Source organism: Nonomuraea sp. NPDC004354 (genome assembly GCF_053602555.1).
This window is the reverse complement of the sequence record NZ_JBSGDV010000018.1, coordinates 48,999-64,486: the sequence shown is the minus strand read 5'-3', so window position 1 is coordinate 64,486 and position 15,488 is coordinate 48,999. Positions and strand designations below refer to the sequence as shown.

The following is a 15,488-nucleotide window of genomic DNA, read 5'->3' as shown; positions in this document are numbered from 1 at the left end:
CACCGGAGCGGCGCACGCCGACGTTGATGTGCACAGGGAGGACAGGTGTCGAACCACAAGCACCACGCGAAGCGAGGGTCGCGATGAAGGTGCTGCTCGCCGGGGCGACCGGCGCCATCGGGCTGCCGCTGCTGTCCGCGCTGGAGGCGGCGGGTCACCAGGTGACCGCGATCATCCGCGACCCCGCCAAGGGGCGGCTCGTCGCGGATCGCGGCGCGATCGCGGTGGTGGCCGACGTGATGGACCGGGACGGGTTGCTGCGCGCCGTGGACGGCCGCGCCGTCGACGTGGTCATGCACCAGGCCACGGCGCTCCGCGGCGCGCGCCGCACGCTGCGCCCCGACGACCCCACCCTCGCCCTGCGCGGCAGGGGGACCGCGCACCTGCTCGAGGCCGCGCGCGTGACAGGCGCCCGGCGCTTCGTCACCCAGTCGCTGATCACCGGGTACGGCTACCGCGATCACGGCAGCCGGGTCCTGACCGAGGACGACGTCTTCGGCCTGCGCGTCGGCAACGTGGGCGATCTGGTGACGGACGCCAGCGTGGCCACCGAGCAGCAGGTCTTCGCCGCGGACGGCATCGAGGGCATCGCCCTGCGCTACGGGATGTTCTACGGCAGGAACGCGTTCAGCGACATGTTCGCGGACCTGATGCGCAGGCGAGCTCCCGTGCTACCGCGGGGCAGGACGGCAACCACGTCGTTCATCCATGTGGAGGACGCGGCGGCGGCCGCGGTCGCGGCCATGGAACGCGGCAGGGACGGGCAGGCCTACAACATCGTCGACGACCACCCGGCGAGCTGGCGTGACTTCATCACCGCGGTCGCCCGGGCACACGGCACCCCGCGGCCGCTCGCGCTGCCCCGGTGGATGATGCGCCTGGCCGTTCCCTACCTGGGACATCTGATGATCGACACCTCGATGCGGGTCTCCCATGCCAGAGCGACGCGAGAACTCGGCTGGACCCCGACCTACCGCGACCTGCGGGCGGGTCTCGGCCTGGCACCTTCGAGCTGAGCCGCGGTCGTGACGCCGAAGCGCGTGGTCGGCCGTCCGTGTGATTGATCACGAGCCCCGGTCCGCCTTCCCGGCGCACCGGGGCGTTCTCACCGACACCCGTCATCGCCGACCGGGCGGAATCTGAACGCCGTGTGCCTGGAGCCGAGAAACGATCAGATCTCGAAGCTCACGTTCCTGAGCGGCCCTGTCGTGATGTCCCACCCGGTCACCGGTTGCCGCCCAGCGCTCGAGGACGTCAACCGTGAGAAGCCATTGGGCGATCGTGAGTTCGGGTTTCACGATCTCGTCCGGCGGCGGCCACTTTCCTGAGTCCGGAACGCCCGGTGTCCACTTGGCGATCTGATCCCAACCGGCCCGTCGGACGCTGCGTGCGAGGTCGGCCCGCTGACGACTGCCGTCTACCGTCTCGACGCCGGCGTCGTTGTCCATGCACGCGTCGACGAGCTCCCACTGACGGAGGGGCATCGCGATGACGAGGCCGACACTCATGACGGGCATGGTGCCGAGATCGCGGGAGACGGTCAAGGTGGTGATCCGGGAAAGGCTACGTCGCAGCCCTCGGAGGTCCTTTCATCACTGGTAGCTGATCTGGTGCTGATCTCGTTCCGGGTGGAGGGCCTGCCGGAGATGCCCGGTCGTCACGGATCTGAGGCATGATCGCCGTCGGGCGGATCAGCACCTTCGACGCTGGGGGACGAGTCTCATGAGTAAGGTAACGCCGCAGCTGATCGCGGACGGTGCCGCGCCGCTGCACCCGGTGATCTCTCCGGACGGCCGGCGGGTGGCCTACACGGTCGCCTCGAAGATCCGCACGCCGGTGCTGATCCTGCACGGCGAGGACGACACGAACGTGCCGGTCGGCCAGGCCACGTACTTCCATCGTGCGCTGCGGTGGTTCGGGGTCGAGCACGAGTTCGTCGTCTATCCGAGAGAAGGCCACGCGATCCAGGAGCGCAGCCACCAGCTCGACGTGCTGCGGCGCACCCGCGGGTGGTTCGACCGGTGGCTCGTCGATCCCGCATCGGATCGCACCCACGGAGCGGCGGCTCGTTGATCTCCCATCTAGAGTGCGAGCACGGGGGTGTCCGGGTCTGTCGTCGGCGGCGCCTTCGCCGCGTCTGCGGAGCCGACTGCCTGAAAGGTGACTGACTGGTGACGGGGTTGAGAACTGAGCGGCTGGTGCTGCGCCGCTGGCGTGAGGAGGATCTGGACCCGCTGGCCGTGATCGACGGAGATCCGGAGGTCATGCGCTTCATCGGCGACGGTTCGGTCCGCACCAGGGAGCAGACCGCGGCCGCGCTCGCGTTCATGGAGCGGAACTGGGACGAGCGTGGCTTCGGATTGTTCGCGGTGGAACTGCGCGAGACCGGGCAACTGGCCGGCTGGGCCGGGCTGACGGTCCCCGGCTTCCTACCCGAAGTGCTGCCCGCTGTGGAGATCGGTTGGCGGCTGGGACGGCAATTCTGGGGCCGGGGTATCGCCACCGAGGCAGCCGGAGAGGCACTGCGCTTCGGATTCGCCGAGGCCGGCCTGGATCGGATCATCAGCATCTGCCACGTCGATCACCACGTGTCCGCCCGCGTCATGACGAAGCTGGGCATGCGCCAGGAACGCGAGACGGTCGTCCCGGCCCACGGGCAGCCGGTGCGGGTCATGGCGATCACCCGGAGCGAGTTCGAGGCCGTCCACGGCGGCTGATCCGCAGGGGTGACGCCGTATCCTCACAGGTCATCGTCATCATGTCCGGCTGGTGGTCCTGCCGGATCAAGCCAATTCCGTAACGTACTGTGATTGCATGAGTGCTTTGCGTGAGACGTATGAGTCTCTGAACCTCGAGCCCAAGCCGATCCGGCCTCACGTCCTCGCCTGCGCGAGCGTGGTGTTCGGCGACGACTACTACGCCGGCCGCCGTGAGGAGATCAGCCTCTCCGGGTTCGTCCAGCTCAACAAGTGGCCGATGCCCGGCTTCGAGCACCGTGTGGACGAGCACGGCCATGCCGAGTTCGACCTGGAGCTCATCAGCGCTCCCGAGGTCGGCATCAAGGGCTTCAGCTACGAACTCGACGACCGCGTCCAGGTGCTGGCCAACCCGTTCCTGCCCAACACCGGCCGCATCCGGCAAATCGTGCCAGGCAAGAACTTCCCCGCGGAGCTTCGCCTGCGGCACTTCGGCATCCTGGAGAGCAGCACGCTGCGGCTGGCGCACCGCAACGTCATCAACCTCTGCGGGATCGTCGACCATGTTCCGCCCTTCAAGAAGCCGCTCACCGGGCCCCTGTTCGGCCGTCCTCGCGGCGACGGCCCTTTCGACATCGCCCAGGCGCCGAACGTGCTGCGCGGCACCACCCTGCCCGAGGCGTGGTACCCGGCGGACGACGAGAACGAGCCAGTGGGGATCACGCCCACACTGTTCTTCGCCCCGAGCGCGGCCCCGTACCTGTTCATGCTGGTCGACCCTTCATTGATCATGCAGGTGTCAGTGGAAGGCGCCATCGAGGTCGAGGTCGGCGGCAAGACGGAGCGCGTCGAACTGGCCGGCGACCACGCCAAGGCGGCGGGGGCCGAAATCCTGCTGTTCGGGCCCGACAAGCACGGCGAGGGCACCGGGGTGCTGGCCCAGTTGGCTCGCGCCGCCCTGGTGGGCCACTGCCCCGCGCTCGGCGGCCGGGTGATGTTGCGGGCGAGCTGGTCCCGGCCGTCCGGCGGCACGCTCGGCGAGGGCACCGAGGACAGCCTCAGCCGGGTGCGCTTCCCCAGCGAGCTGCACCTCGACGCCGAGTTCGAACTCGTCACCCCGCACGGCACCCTGTACGCGGCCAATCCCGTGCACGTCGGCGGCAAGCTCACCGACCTGGAGCTCACCGGCAGCGAGCTGACCCTGCAAGGCGCGGACGCGCCGCTCGTCACCACCGACGGGACGGTCAAGGCGCGCCTGACCGGCATTCGGCTCGCCCTGCGGGCAGCGATCGTCGGCGAGCACGCCGCCGTCAACAGCTGACACCCCGCCACAAGGCAAGCGACCATCGCCCATCAGGGCAAGCCTGCTCTCTGTCCTGTCGACCTTCCCCGGGCACGCCACACAGGGTGCCCGGGGAAGGTGTATCCAGCGCCGCAATGTGTGATCTGAGCGGCCCATCGCCTGGCTGCCGGCCGGGGCCGTCTGCCACTCCGGATGCTTGGCGATCAGGCCCAGGCGCCGGCTAGCGCGGTCCTGGGCCGGCGGCGATGACGGCGCGGTCGGGGTCCGGCAGCCACTGGTGCCGCGGGTCGAACGGCCGGAAGGTGGCCTCGACGAAGCGGATGAGCCGGGCCAGCACCGGGTGCTGGTTCTGCCGGTGGCACAGCAGCGAGCACGGGTACACGGGCACGGGCTCGACGATCGGGACCTGGACGGTGCCCGGATGCCAGGGGAGCCGGCACAGCTTCCCCACAAACCCGATGCGCTCGCCGGCGCCGATCTCCTCCACGAAGTACTCCCAGCCGAAGTCCGGCCCCGAGGCGTCGATCCGGATGTCGAACGCGGCGCCGAGGAAGCGGTAGAACTCGGCCCACTCGCTGTCCGGGACGTTGCCGGGCATCCACACGGTCGATCCCGACAGCTGTTCCATCGTCACGTCCCGCCGCTCGGCGAGGGGATGGTCGCGGCCCACCAGCAGGTGCAACGGTTCCAGGTAGGCCGGGACGTACCGGAGGTCCTCCTCCAGCGTCCCGCTGACGCGGGCGAAGGCGGCGTCGACGGACCCGCGGGCGAGCGCGCCGCGCGCCGATCGCAGCCCGTTGGAGGTGACGACGTCGATGTCGACGTCCTCGGCGGTCTGGTGGAAGGCCCGGATCAGGTCGATGGACCCGAGCCGGGTGTCCAGCACGTCGACCCGGAGCGACCGGCGCCGGCCGCGCAGCACCTCGAGTGCCTGGTCGGCGATGCCGACGAGGGCGCGCGCGTGATGCAGGAACGTCCTGCCGTCCTCGGTGAGGTCGGCCCCGTTGCGTGACCGGAAGAACAGCCGCACGCCGAGGTCGGACTCCAGCTTCGCGATCCGCTTGGAGACGGCCTGCTGGCTGATGCCCAGCCGGGCCGCGGCCTCGCTGAAGGACCGGTCCTCGGTGACGGCGACGAAGGCGCGGACCGTGCCGAGATCGAGGTCCGCCCCGCCTCGCTCGACAACCGCTGGTTGTGGCATATCGGCGTGTCGATTGTTGGACAACCGGGCCTGCTCTCGGGTCGAATGCTCGGGTTCGCAGCCGAGCCTACAACTGGGAGGCGTGGTCTTCGGTGAGGTCATTCGTCCATCTCCACGTGCACACCGAGTACAGCATGCTCGACGGCGCCGCCAAGGTCGGCCTGCTGATGGACGAGGTCTCCCGGCAGGGGATGCCGGCCGTGGCGATGAGCGACCACGGCAACGTGCACGGCGCGTACGAGTTCTACCGAACGGCTCGCCGGGTGGGGATCAAGCCGATCATCGGCATCGAGAGCTACGTCGCGCCCGCCTCTCGGCACCAGCGGCAGCCGGTGTTCTACAGCGACAACCTGGCGCTGCGCCGCTCCGACGACGAGACCGGCGAGGGCGGTGACGTCTCCGGGCGCGGCCTGTACACCCACATGACGATGTGGGCGGCCGATGCCCGGGGCCTGCGCAACCTGTTCCGCCTGCAGTCCCGCGCCTGGCTGGAAGGACACGTCCAGAAATATCCGCGCATGGACGATGAGCTGCTCGCCGAGCACAGCCAGGGCCTCATCGCCACGACGGGCTGCCCGTCCGGCCAGGTGCAGACCCGGCTGCGGCTCGGCCAGTACAGCCAGGCCGTCGAGGCCGCCGCCCGCTGTCGCGACATCTTCGGCCCGGACAACTACTTCCTGGAGTTGATGGACCACGGCCTCCCCATCGAGCGCCGGGTCCGCGACGACCTGCTCAGGCTCGGCAAGGAGCTCGACCTGCCGCCCCTGGCCACCAACGACTCGCACTACGTCACCGAGGACCAGGCCCAGGCGCACGACGTGCTGCTGTGCGTCGGCACCGGCAAGCGGCTCACCGACGCCGGCCGCTTCCGCTTCGGCGGCAGCGGCTACTTCGTCAAGTCCCCCGAGCAGATGCGCGCGCTGTGGGACGGCGAGGTGCCGGGCGCCTGCGACAACACCCTGCTGGTCGCCGAGCGGATCGGCGACTACGACGAGGTGTTCGCCCATCGGGACCTGACGCCGCGCTTCCCCGTCCCCGAGGGCGAGAGCGAGTCCAGCTGGCTGCGCCAGGAGACCCTGCGGGGCGCGCGGCGCCGCTACGGCGGGCACCCGCCGCAGGAGGTGCTCGACCGCATCGACTACGAGCTGTCGGTCATCGACACCATGGGCTTCCCCGGCTACTTCCTGGTGGTGGCCGACATCTGCCGGTACGCCCGGGAGAACGGCATCGGCCTGGGCCCGGGCCGCGGCTCGGCGACCGGGTCACTCGTCGCCTACTGCACGGGGATCACCCAGCTCGACCCGATCGAGCACAAGCTGATCTTCGAGCGTTTCCTCAACCCTGAGCGCGTCTCCATGCCGGACGTCGATCTCGACTTCGACGACCGGCGGCGCGACGAGATGATCGACTACGTCACCCGCAAGTACGGTGACGACCGGGTCTGCCAGATCGTCACCTTCGGCACCATCAAGGCCAAAGCCGCCATCAAGGACTCCTGCCGCGTGCTGGGCCTGCCGTACGCCCTGGGCGATCGCATCACCAAGGCGTTCCCCGCGGCGGTCGGCGGCAAGGAGATCCCGCTGGCCGCCATCCACGACGAGCACCACGCGCGCCACGGCGAGGCGGCCGAGCTGCGCCAGATGTACGAGCAGGACCCCGACGTCAAGCAGGTGATCGACACCGCGGTCGGCATCGAGGGCCTCACCCGCGGCACCGGCATCCACGCCGCGGGCGTGATCCTGTCCAGCGAGCCGCTGATCGACGTGATCCCGCTGGCCAGGCCCAAGGCCGACGGCCCGGTCATCACCGGTTTCCCGTTCACCCAGGCCGAGGACATGGGCCTGCTGAAGATGGACTTCCTCGGCCTGCGCAACCTCACCGTGATCGGCGACGCGATCGCGGGCGTCCGCGCCAACAAGGGCATCGACATCGACATCTTCGACGTCCCGCTCGACGACGCCAGGACGTACGAACTGCTGGCCCGCGGTGACACGCTCGGCGTCTTCCAACTGGACAGCGGCGGCATGCGGGTGCTGCTGAGACTGATGCAGCCCACCACGTTCACCGACATCGCCGCGGTGAACGCGCTGTACCGGCCCGGCCCGATGGAGATGAACGCCCACACCAACTACGCGCTGCGCAAGACCGGCAGGCAGCCGGTCGAGCCGATCCACCCCGAGCTCGGGGAGGTCCTCGAGCCCATCCTGGGCGACACCTACCATCTGGTCGTCTTCCAGGAGCAGGTCATGGCCATCGCCCAGCAACTGGCCGGGTACTCCCTCGGCGCCGCCGACATGCTGCGCCGCGCCATGGGCAAGAAGAAAAAGGAGGTCCTGGACGCCGAATGGGACCGCTTCTCAGTCGGCATGCGCGAGCGCGGCTTCGCCGAGGAGGCGATCACGGCGGTCTGGGACGTCCTGGTCCCCTTCAGCGGCTACGGCTTCAACAAGTCGCACACCGCCGGCTACGGGCTGGTCTCCTACTGGACCGCCTACCTCAAGGCCAACCACCCCAGCGAGTACCTCGCCGCGCTGCTCACCTCGGTCGGCGGCGACAAGGACAAGATGGCCGTCTACCTGGCCGACAGCCGGCGCCTGGGCATCAGGGTGCTGCCCCCCGACGTCAACGCCAGCCGGCTCGACTTCGCCGCCGTCGGCTCCGACATCCGCTTCGGGCTGGGCGCCGTGCGCAACGTCGGCGCCGGTGTCGTGGACGCCATCGTCGCCACCCGGGAAGCCGCCGGCCACTTCACCGACTTCAACGACTTCCTCGCCAAGGTCCCGTCCGCCGTCTGCAACAAGCGCGTCATCGAGTCGCTGGCCAAGGCCGGCGCCTTCGACAGCCTGCGGCATCATCGCAAGGCCCTGGTCGCGGTCCACGAGCAGGCCGTCGACGCGGTCATCGACGTCAAGCGGAACGCGGCCCGCGGCCAGGAATCGCTGTTCGGGCAGCCGGGCGAGAGCGGCGCCTTCTCGATCGCGATCCCCGAGGGAGAGTGGGACAAGGCCACCCTGCTCGCCTTCGAACGCGAGATGCTCGGCCTCTACGTCTCCAGCCACCCGCTCGACGGCGCCGAACGCGTCCTGGACGCCAACCGCGACACCACCATCGCCGACCTCCTGGCCTCCGGACGGCAGGACGGCGTGTGCCGCGTCAGCGGCATCGTCTCCGGCCTGCAGCGCAAGGTCACCAAGCAGGGCAGCCCGTGGGCGATCGTCACCCTCGAGGACCACGACGCCGCCGTGGAATGCCTCATCTTCCCCAAGACCTACACCCTGTACGGCGAAGCACTGGCCCAGGACCGCGTGATCTCCGTGCGGGGACGGATCAACGTACGCGACGAGACGGTGAGCGTCTACGGCGAGGAGGTCAAGCTCCTCGACGTCTCCCAGGCCGACACCGAGCCTCCCGTGGTGATCTCGGTCCAGGAGGCTCAGCTGAACCCGCGGCTGGTCCGGGAGTTCAGGCACATCCTGACCGCCCATCCCGGCCGGGCTCCCGTCCACGTGCGCGTGCACCGCCACGGGACCACCAGCGTGCTGATGGACCTGCCGCCCTTCCGGGTCGCACCGGAACCGGCGTTCTACGGCGACGTCAAGGCGCTGCTCGGGGCCAACGCGATCGGCCACGCGTGATGGGCGACTGGCCGTGCCCCCGATGCCGCGCCGACAGCGTCCTCGCCGTCCTGCGCCGCCCCCACGCCTGGACGAACACATCGGGAAACCCGGTCCGGGGCCACAGCGACGTGCTCCTGTGCGCCCGCTGCGACGCGGACGATCCCCTCACCGGCCCGATCATCACCTACTTCGCCGTCCACGGATCGGCGCGGCCGGAGAACGTGGGGCAGCTCGCCCGGCTCCTGCTGCGCTGGGTCGACCGGGCGCGACCGCCGGCGCCGGACGAGAAGGCGCTGCGAGCCGAGGCCGAGGCCTGGCGCCGGGGCGAGCTGTGACCGCCGGCGATCAACGCCGCCCGCCCGGGTGGCGGGCCGGCGGCGGGTCTCGGCATCGGACCGGGTTCCCGTGCGAGGCACGGGGGTGTGGCGCTGGACGGCCGGGCGGCGGCGGCCACTACCAGCGCCGATCCGACCCGTGATCGCGAAGTGAGCTTCCAGTGCCGTGAAATTAGGCGCCATCAGTGCCGATATCCCCGTACGGACATTGGCTAGGGTGATGCGGGTGGATGACGCGGCGGGGTCCATGAGCGAGCCTTGGCGGGTCGGTGATGTCATCGACGGCCGGTACGAGGTGACCCGCGTACATGAGCACGGCGGGATGGGGCTGGTGTACCGGGTCCGGCACCTGCTGTGGGGCGCCGATCTCGCGGTGAAATGCCCCCGCTCCGAGCTGTTCCGCGACGCAGCCGACAAGGAGCGGTTCGTCACCGAGGCCGAGGTGTGGGTGTCGCTGGGGCTGCACCCGAACGTGTGCGCCTGCCACTACGTTCGCACGCTCGGCGGCATTCCTCGCGTGTTCGCGGAGTACGTCGCGGGCGGCAGCCTGCGTGACTGGATCGACGACCGCAGGCTGTACGAGGGTACGGAACGTGAGGTGCTCACCCGCATCACGGATTTCGCGATCCAGACCGCGTGGGGCCTTGAGCATGCGCACAGCCGTGGCCTGGTGCACCAGGACATGAAGCCCGCGAACGTCCTGCTCGATGAAGAGGGCACCGCGAAGGTCACCGACTTCGGGCTGGCCAGGGCTCGCGCCGTCGCCACGACGACGCCCACACGCGACAGCGCGCCCGGCGTCAGCGTGCTGGTCCCTTCCGGTGGCCTGACCCGTGCCTACGCCTCGCCTGAACAGGCCTCTGGCGAGGCGCTGGGCAGGCGTACCGACATCTACAGCTTCGCGGTGTCGGTGCTGGAGATGTTCACCGGCGGGATCAGCTGGATGGCGGGGCCGATCGCGGGGGAGGCGCTCGCGGCCTACCGCACCGAAGGACCGGGCGCAGCCGGGCTTCCTGCCATGCCCGGTGAACTCGCCGACCTGCTTGAGCGGTGCCTGAGCTTCGACCCCGCGGATCGGCCGGGCACGATGGCCGAGGTCGCCACCAGCCTGGCCGGGATCTACCAGCGGATCTCGGGTGGCCTCTATCCACGTGCCACGCCTGTGGCGGCCGATCTGCGGGCCGGCGAGCTCAACAACAAGGGAGTGTCGCTGCTCGACCTCGACCGCACGACCGAGGCTCGGGAGACGTTCACAGCGGCGCTGGCGGCGGACCCGCAGCACCTGGAGGCCACCTACAACGCCGGCCTGCACCAGTGGCGCCACGGCGAGATCACCGACGAAGAGCTCGTCACCGGGCTCGAAGCGATCCGCGCCGATGCCGGGGACCCGTGGCAGGCCCGCCACCTGCTCGCCCAGGTACACCTCGAGCGCGGCGACCTCACCGCCGCCCGCGCGCTTCTCGAAGAGATCGGTGACGAGCCCGAGGTCCAGGCGGCCATGCGGTCCGTCCAGTCAGGACGACTCACCGACGCGCGCTGCGTCGAGGCCAGAGCGATCCCGTGGGCGCTGTATCGGGATGACGAGCTGACCGAACCTGACGGGCCGTACAGGATGGGCCCTTACATTCTCACCAGCCTCACCCCCGACGGTCGGCTGCTGCTGACCGGTGGCCGCGACGGCATGGCGAAGTTATGGGACCTGCGCAGCGGGGAGTGCCTACGGGAGATCAGGGCGCACCGCGGAGAGCTGTGCTCGGTCGCTCTCACCTCTGACGGACGCTTCGCCGCCTCCACGGGCAAGGACGAAACCCTGCGGCTGTGGGATCTCGGCACGGGCCGCTGCGTGCGCGCGTTCCCACTCGAACCGCCGCCCCGGTTCGGATACGCGACCAATCCTGTCGCGCTGAACGCCGACGCGAGCACGGTGCTGGTGTCGAACGCGGACGGGCCGATCCAGGTCTTGGACGTCCATGGTGGAAAGATCAGGCGGACCCTCGCAGGGCTCGCAGGCGGTGTGCGCTCGATCGAATTGACCGCCGACGAGGGCTTCCTGCTCTCCACCGGCAAGACCACAGGCGAAGTCCGGCTCTGGGATCTGAGCTCAGGCCGCCACCGGACGATCCGCGCCGCCGACACTCCGACGGTCAGCGCCAGTTGCCTTGACCCGGAGGGCCGTTTCGCGGTCATCGGCGCCAAGGACGCCACGATCAGCTTGTGGGACCTCCGCACCGGCCGCTGCCTGCGGACCATGAAGGCACCCTCCGAGGTGGAGACCCTGTCACTGAGCGCGGACGCGCGTTTCGTGCTCTCCGGCTCGATGGACAAGACCGTCCGCCTCTGGGATGTCGCCGGCGGGCGTTGTCTGCGGACCTTCCGTGGGCACCGCTCCGCTGTGCGTGCCGTACGGCTGAGCGTGGACGGCCGCTCCGCGGTCTCCGCGGGCCAGGACAACGCGGCCCGCACGTGGGGCCTCCCCCTCGATTGGAGCGCCACACCGCAGCTGAGCAAGCCGCGGCGGCACGAGGAACTGAGCCGGCTCGCCACCGAGGTCGAGGCCCTGGTCTCCGAGGCGGAGCAGGAGATCGCTGCCTCCCGGTACTCGCACGCGCTCGACCTGCTCACCCGGGCAAGGGCGATCCCTGGTCACGAGCGAGCGGCTCAGGTGCTCACCGCCTGGCGGGCGCTGGGCCGGCACACGGTCCGTATCGGCCTGCGGGGGGTCTGGCCGACGACGACCTTCGCCGGGTACTCCGTCGCACTCTCCGCCGACGGCAAGATCGCGGTCACTGACGGCGGCGACGGGGCCGCCCGGCTCTGGGACGCCGCCAGCGGAGCCTGCGTGCGCGTCCTTGAAGGCCCTGCGAGCGCGTTGAACGACCTCGCCCTGAGCGCCGACGGCCGACGAGTGCTGGCGGCAGGGCACGATGGCAAGCTCCGGCTGTGGGACGCGGGGACCGGTAAGTGCCTGCATGTTCTGTTCGCGGCCACTCACAGCGCGCACTCGGCGCGGTTCTACGACGGCGGCCGGAAAGCGGTGGCCGCCGTCAATGACAGGCTGCAGTTCTGGGACCTGGCCGAAGGCCGCCTCCTGCGGGCCGTCGAGAAATGTGACATGGCGGACTCGATCTGGGTCAGCCCTGACGAACGCGTCGCCGTGACAACCGGTCGAAGCACGAAGATCACGCTGTGGAATCTCCGAAGGCAACGGCGGTTGCGCGTCCTGGAGGGGCACGAGGACCGGGTGAGGTCGGTGTCCATGAGCACCGACGGGCGTTACGTGGTGTCGAGCGGCGACAGGTGCATCCGGTTGTGGGACGTCGCGTCGGGGGCGTGCGTGCGAGTTCTCGAGCACCCGGGCTATGCCATGGAAGCCAGGCTCAGCAGCGACGGGCGCTTCGTGCTCTCGGCTGACGGCGACTCCGTCCTCAGGGTCTGGGATGTCCAGAGCGGGCAGATGCTGCGTGCCCTGGACGGACACCACAGGCGGATAAGCGGGCTCGTGTTCGCCCCCGACGGCAGCTTCGTCCTGTCCGCGGGCGGCGGGACCGTCCAGCGCTGGGAGCTCGACTGGGAACTGGCCGCACGCGAACCAGCGGACACGGCCGACCACCGAGGCGCGATGTGGAGCAGGATATGGAAACGGCGATGACGCGGCCGGCCACCGTCACGTTGAAACTGGTCAAGGGCACGCTCGCCACGACCGACTACGTGTTCGACGAGCGGACCACCTGCGTGCTCGGCCGCGCCGACGACTGTGAGCCGCAGTTGCCGAACGACAAGGACCACAGCACCGTCTCCCGGCATCACTGCCTGCTCGACCTCAACCCGCCCGACGCGCGCATCCACGACTTCGGCAGCCTCAACGGAACCTACGTCAACGGCAAGAAGATCGGCCAGCGCGAGGCGCACCAGACGCCCGAGGAAGGCGCAGCGCTGTCGTTCCCCGAGTACGACCTGGCCGACGGCGACGAGATCAGGATCGGCGAGACGGTCTTCAGGGTCGGCATCCTGCCCGCCGAGGGCGTGGTGAAGCGCACGCTGGAGCTGGCCCGGTGCAAGATCTGCGACAGGGAGGTGGGCAGCGAGGTCGGCGCCCGCTCCGGTGCGTACGTCTGCGCCGCCTGCCAGGCCAAACCGGCGGAAGTGGCCGCGATGCTGCTGAACCTCGCGCGCGGCGGGCGCCGCGACCTCGCCTCCGTCGCCGGGTACACGATCCTTCGCGAACTCGGCCGAGGCGGGATGGGCGCGGTGTTCCTCGCCCGCCACGAGAGCACAGGCGAGGAAGTGGCACTGAAGGTGATGCTGCCGAGGGTGGCGGCCGGCGCCGAAGCGCACGCCCGATTCCTGCGCGAAGTGCAACTCACCAGGGCGCTGCGACACCCGAACGTCGCCGCCCTGTACGACGCCGGATCAGCAGACGGCACGTTCTACTTCACCACGGAGTTCTGCGCGGGAGGCAGCCTCGACCAGCTCCTGAACCGCAGGGGCGGGCGCCTCCCCGCCACGGAGGCCGTCAGCCTGGCACTGCAGGCGCTGGAAGGCGTGAGACACGCGCACGAGCAGGGCATCGTCCACCGCGATCTCAGTCCACAGAACATCCTGCTGAGGAAGGAGGCCGACGGCACCCTTGCGGCGAAAGTGGGCGACTTCGGCCTCGCCAAAGCCTTCGACCAAGCCGGACTGAGCGGGCTGACCAGGACGGGAACGGCCGCGGGCAAGCCCTGGTACATGCCCCGCCAGCAGGTCGTCAACTTCCGCAACGCCTCGCCCGCCGTCGACGTCTGGGCGCTCGCCGCCTGTCTCTACCATGCCCTGACCGGCCAGTACCCGAGGGATTTCCCCGCAGGAAGGGATCCGTGGCAGATCGTCCTGCAGTCACCGCCGGTGGCGATCCGCCGCAGGGACCCAGGCGTACCCAAAGCACTGGCCGCCGTCATCGACAGAGCGCTGCAGGAGAAGCCCGCGATCGGTTACCAGAGCGCGGCCGACCTCCACGACGCGCTCCGCACCTTGACCCCGTGACCGCGGCTTACGCGCCCACCCGGCAGCCTCGATGGCCCTGGTCAAGATCGCCGGGGGGCGAGGGAGACGCCGACGCCACCAGGCCACGGCCGCCGGCCGGCTACAACTGTCGAAGGGTTATCACCCCCGTAGGTTCACCGGGAGAGCGGTCAACCGGCTTCCCTGGATGCCGCCGAGGTCGGTCTGCTGGAGTTCGGCGAGCGGCACCGCGAGGCGTGCGCTGGGGAAGTCGGCCCGTACGACCGCGACGATCGCGCTCAGCTCGAGTTGGGCCAGTTGGGCGCCGGTGCAGTAGTGGGGGCCGGCGCCGAAGGTCAGGTCCGGTCCGATCGACCGGCCGGGATGGGTGTTGATGCCCTGGATGTCGATGAGCACCGGGGATCGGGCGGGCAGCCGTACCCCGGCGAGCTCGATGTCGGCGGCGGTGAACCGCCAGAGGCTGAAGGGCGCCGGCGCGTGGCGGCGCAGCGTCTCCCGGACGAAATCCTCGATCGTGACCTCCTCCCCTGGGACGCCGTCGCCGTCGAAGACGTGAGCGAGAAGGAATCCCAGCGACGGGTCGGTGGTGAGCTGACCGGCGTAGATCAGCGTGAAGATCAGGTAGTGCATCTGGGCCTCGGTGAGCTCTTCGGGGACCCGTTCGCGCAGCTCGGCGGCCAGGCCGTGCCGGCCCTCGTCGAGTGCCGCGGCGGCCAGTTGCCCGAAGGCGGCCATGGCCGCGCTCACCTCGCGGGGGTCGGCGCTGTGCATGCCCCGGCAGGCCGCGATGGCCTGGTCGATCCGGTCGAGGGGTACGCCGAGCACGTCGCAGACCACGGTGAGGGGGAACCGGGTGGTGAAGTCGGCCATCAGGTCGACCGTCTCACCGGTTGCGGCGAGTGCGGTGAGCTGTTCGCGGGCGAAGCTCGTGATCCGTCCGGCGTAGTCCTGCATCCGCCGGGCGGTGAAGAGGGGAGCGTGCGCCCGGCGCAGCCGCGCGTGCGCCGGGCCGTCGAAGGTGGTCAGCGACGGCTGCGCGGCTGCGGTCGGCTCCAGTCCCGCGGTTCGCGGGTCCCAGTGCGCCGGCGCGTAGGCGGTGTCTTTCACGATGTGCGGGTGGACGAGGGCCTCCCGGGCGAGGACATCGTCGGTGATGATCCATGCCGGGCCGCCGGCCGGGGCGTCGGCCCGGACGATGGGACCGGCGGCGCGCAGGGCGGAGCGGGCGGGATGGGGTTCGCCGATCCCGCGGACGGTGACGGCGAACGGGTCGACGGTGGCACGGGGCGCGTCGGTCATGGAGTCTCCTTGGGGGTGGTCTGGATCGGAGGGTGC

Annotated in this window: 11 protein-coding genes; 8 read left to right on the top strand and 3 right to left on the bottom strand. The window is 70.0% G+C overall.

All coding sequences use genetic code 11. From position 1 onward, the window contains the following. The first annotated feature begins 83 nt into the window (after positions 1-83). Positions 84-1,016, top strand: a complete 933-nt coding sequence (locus ACWENQ_RS35960; protein WP_452418204.1) for an NAD-dependent epimerase/dehydratase family protein — start codon at positions 84-86, stop codon at positions 1,014-1,016. Between the two features lie 102 nt (positions 1,017-1,118). Here the strand turns inward: ACWENQ_RS35960 and ACWENQ_RS35955 are convergent, their stop codons facing one another. Next, positions 1,119-1,508 carry a hypothetical protein gene (locus ACWENQ_RS35955; protein WP_452418202.1) on the bottom strand — a complete coding sequence of 130 codons (390 nt, stop codon included), beginning with the start codon at positions 1,506-1,508 and terminating at the stop codon, positions 1,119-1,121. Between the two features lie 214 nt (positions 1,509-1,722). On the opposite strand from ACWENQ_RS35955, the gene ACWENQ_RS35950 reads away from it, so the two are divergent. From ACWENQ_RS35950 to ACWENQ_RS35940, 3 genes are all read left to right on the top strand, one after another. After that, positions 1,723-2,073, top strand: a complete 351-nt coding sequence (locus ACWENQ_RS35950) for an alpha/beta hydrolase family protein (RefSeq protein ID WP_452418201.1) — start codon at positions 1,723-1,725, stop codon at positions 2,071-2,073. A 98-nt stretch (positions 2,074-2,171) separates the two neighbouring features. Further along, complete coding sequence (locus ACWENQ_RS35945) at positions 2,172-2,717, top strand: GNAT family N-acetyltransferase (protein WP_452418199.1); 546 nt, start codon at positions 2,172-2,174, stop codon at positions 2,715-2,717. Positions 2,718-2,814: 97 nt separating this feature from the next. Continuing rightward, a complete protein-coding gene (locus ACWENQ_RS35940; protein ID WP_452418197.1) occupies positions 2,815-4,017 on the top strand; it encodes a DUF6004 family protein in 1,203 nt (400 codons plus the stop codon). Positions 4,018-4,219: 202 nt separating this feature from the next. Here the strand turns inward: ACWENQ_RS35940 and ACWENQ_RS35935 are convergent, their stop codons facing one another. Continuing rightward, entirely contained in the window at positions 4,220-5,200 is a 981-nt protein-coding gene (locus ACWENQ_RS35935) for a LysR family transcriptional regulator (protein WP_452418196.1), read from the bottom strand. A 92-nt stretch (positions 5,201-5,292) separates the two neighbouring features. Between ACWENQ_RS35935 and dnaE the strand changes: the two genes are divergently transcribed. From dnaE to ACWENQ_RS35915, 4 genes are all read left to right on the top strand, one after another. Further along, positions 5,293-8,835 carry a DNA polymerase III subunit alpha gene (dnaE, locus tag ACWENQ_RS35930; RefSeq protein ID WP_452418194.1) on the top strand — a complete coding sequence of 1,181 codons (3,543 nt, stop codon included), beginning with the start codon at positions 5,293-5,295 and terminating at the stop codon, positions 8,833-8,835. Next, positions 8,835-9,152, top strand: coding sequence for a DUF6300 family protein (locus ACWENQ_RS35925; protein ID WP_449930311.1), 318 nt, complete (start codon positions 8,835-8,837; stop codon positions 9,150-9,152). Before dnaE ends, ACWENQ_RS35925 begins: the two co-directional genes overlap by 1 nt. A 247-nt stretch (positions 9,153-9,399) precedes the next feature. After that, complete coding sequence (locus ACWENQ_RS35920) at positions 9,400-12,801, top strand: protein kinase domain-containing protein (RefSeq protein WP_452418193.1); 3,402 nt, start codon at positions 9,400-9,402, stop codon at positions 12,799-12,801. Further along, positions 12,786-14,174, top strand: a complete 1,389-nt coding sequence (locus ACWENQ_RS35915) for a protein kinase domain-containing protein (RefSeq protein ID WP_452418191.1) — start codon at positions 12,786-12,788, stop codon at positions 14,172-14,174. Before ACWENQ_RS35920 ends, ACWENQ_RS35915 begins: the two co-directional genes overlap by 16 nt. Positions 14,175-14,294: 120 nt before the next feature. Here ACWENQ_RS35915 and ACWENQ_RS35910 read toward each other — a convergent pair whose 3' ends face one another. Continuing rightward, entirely contained in the window at positions 14,295-15,452 is a 1,158-nt protein-coding gene (locus ACWENQ_RS35910; RefSeq protein WP_452418189.1) for a cytochrome P450, read from the bottom strand. Between the last annotated feature and the right edge of the window lie 36 nt (positions 15,453-15,488).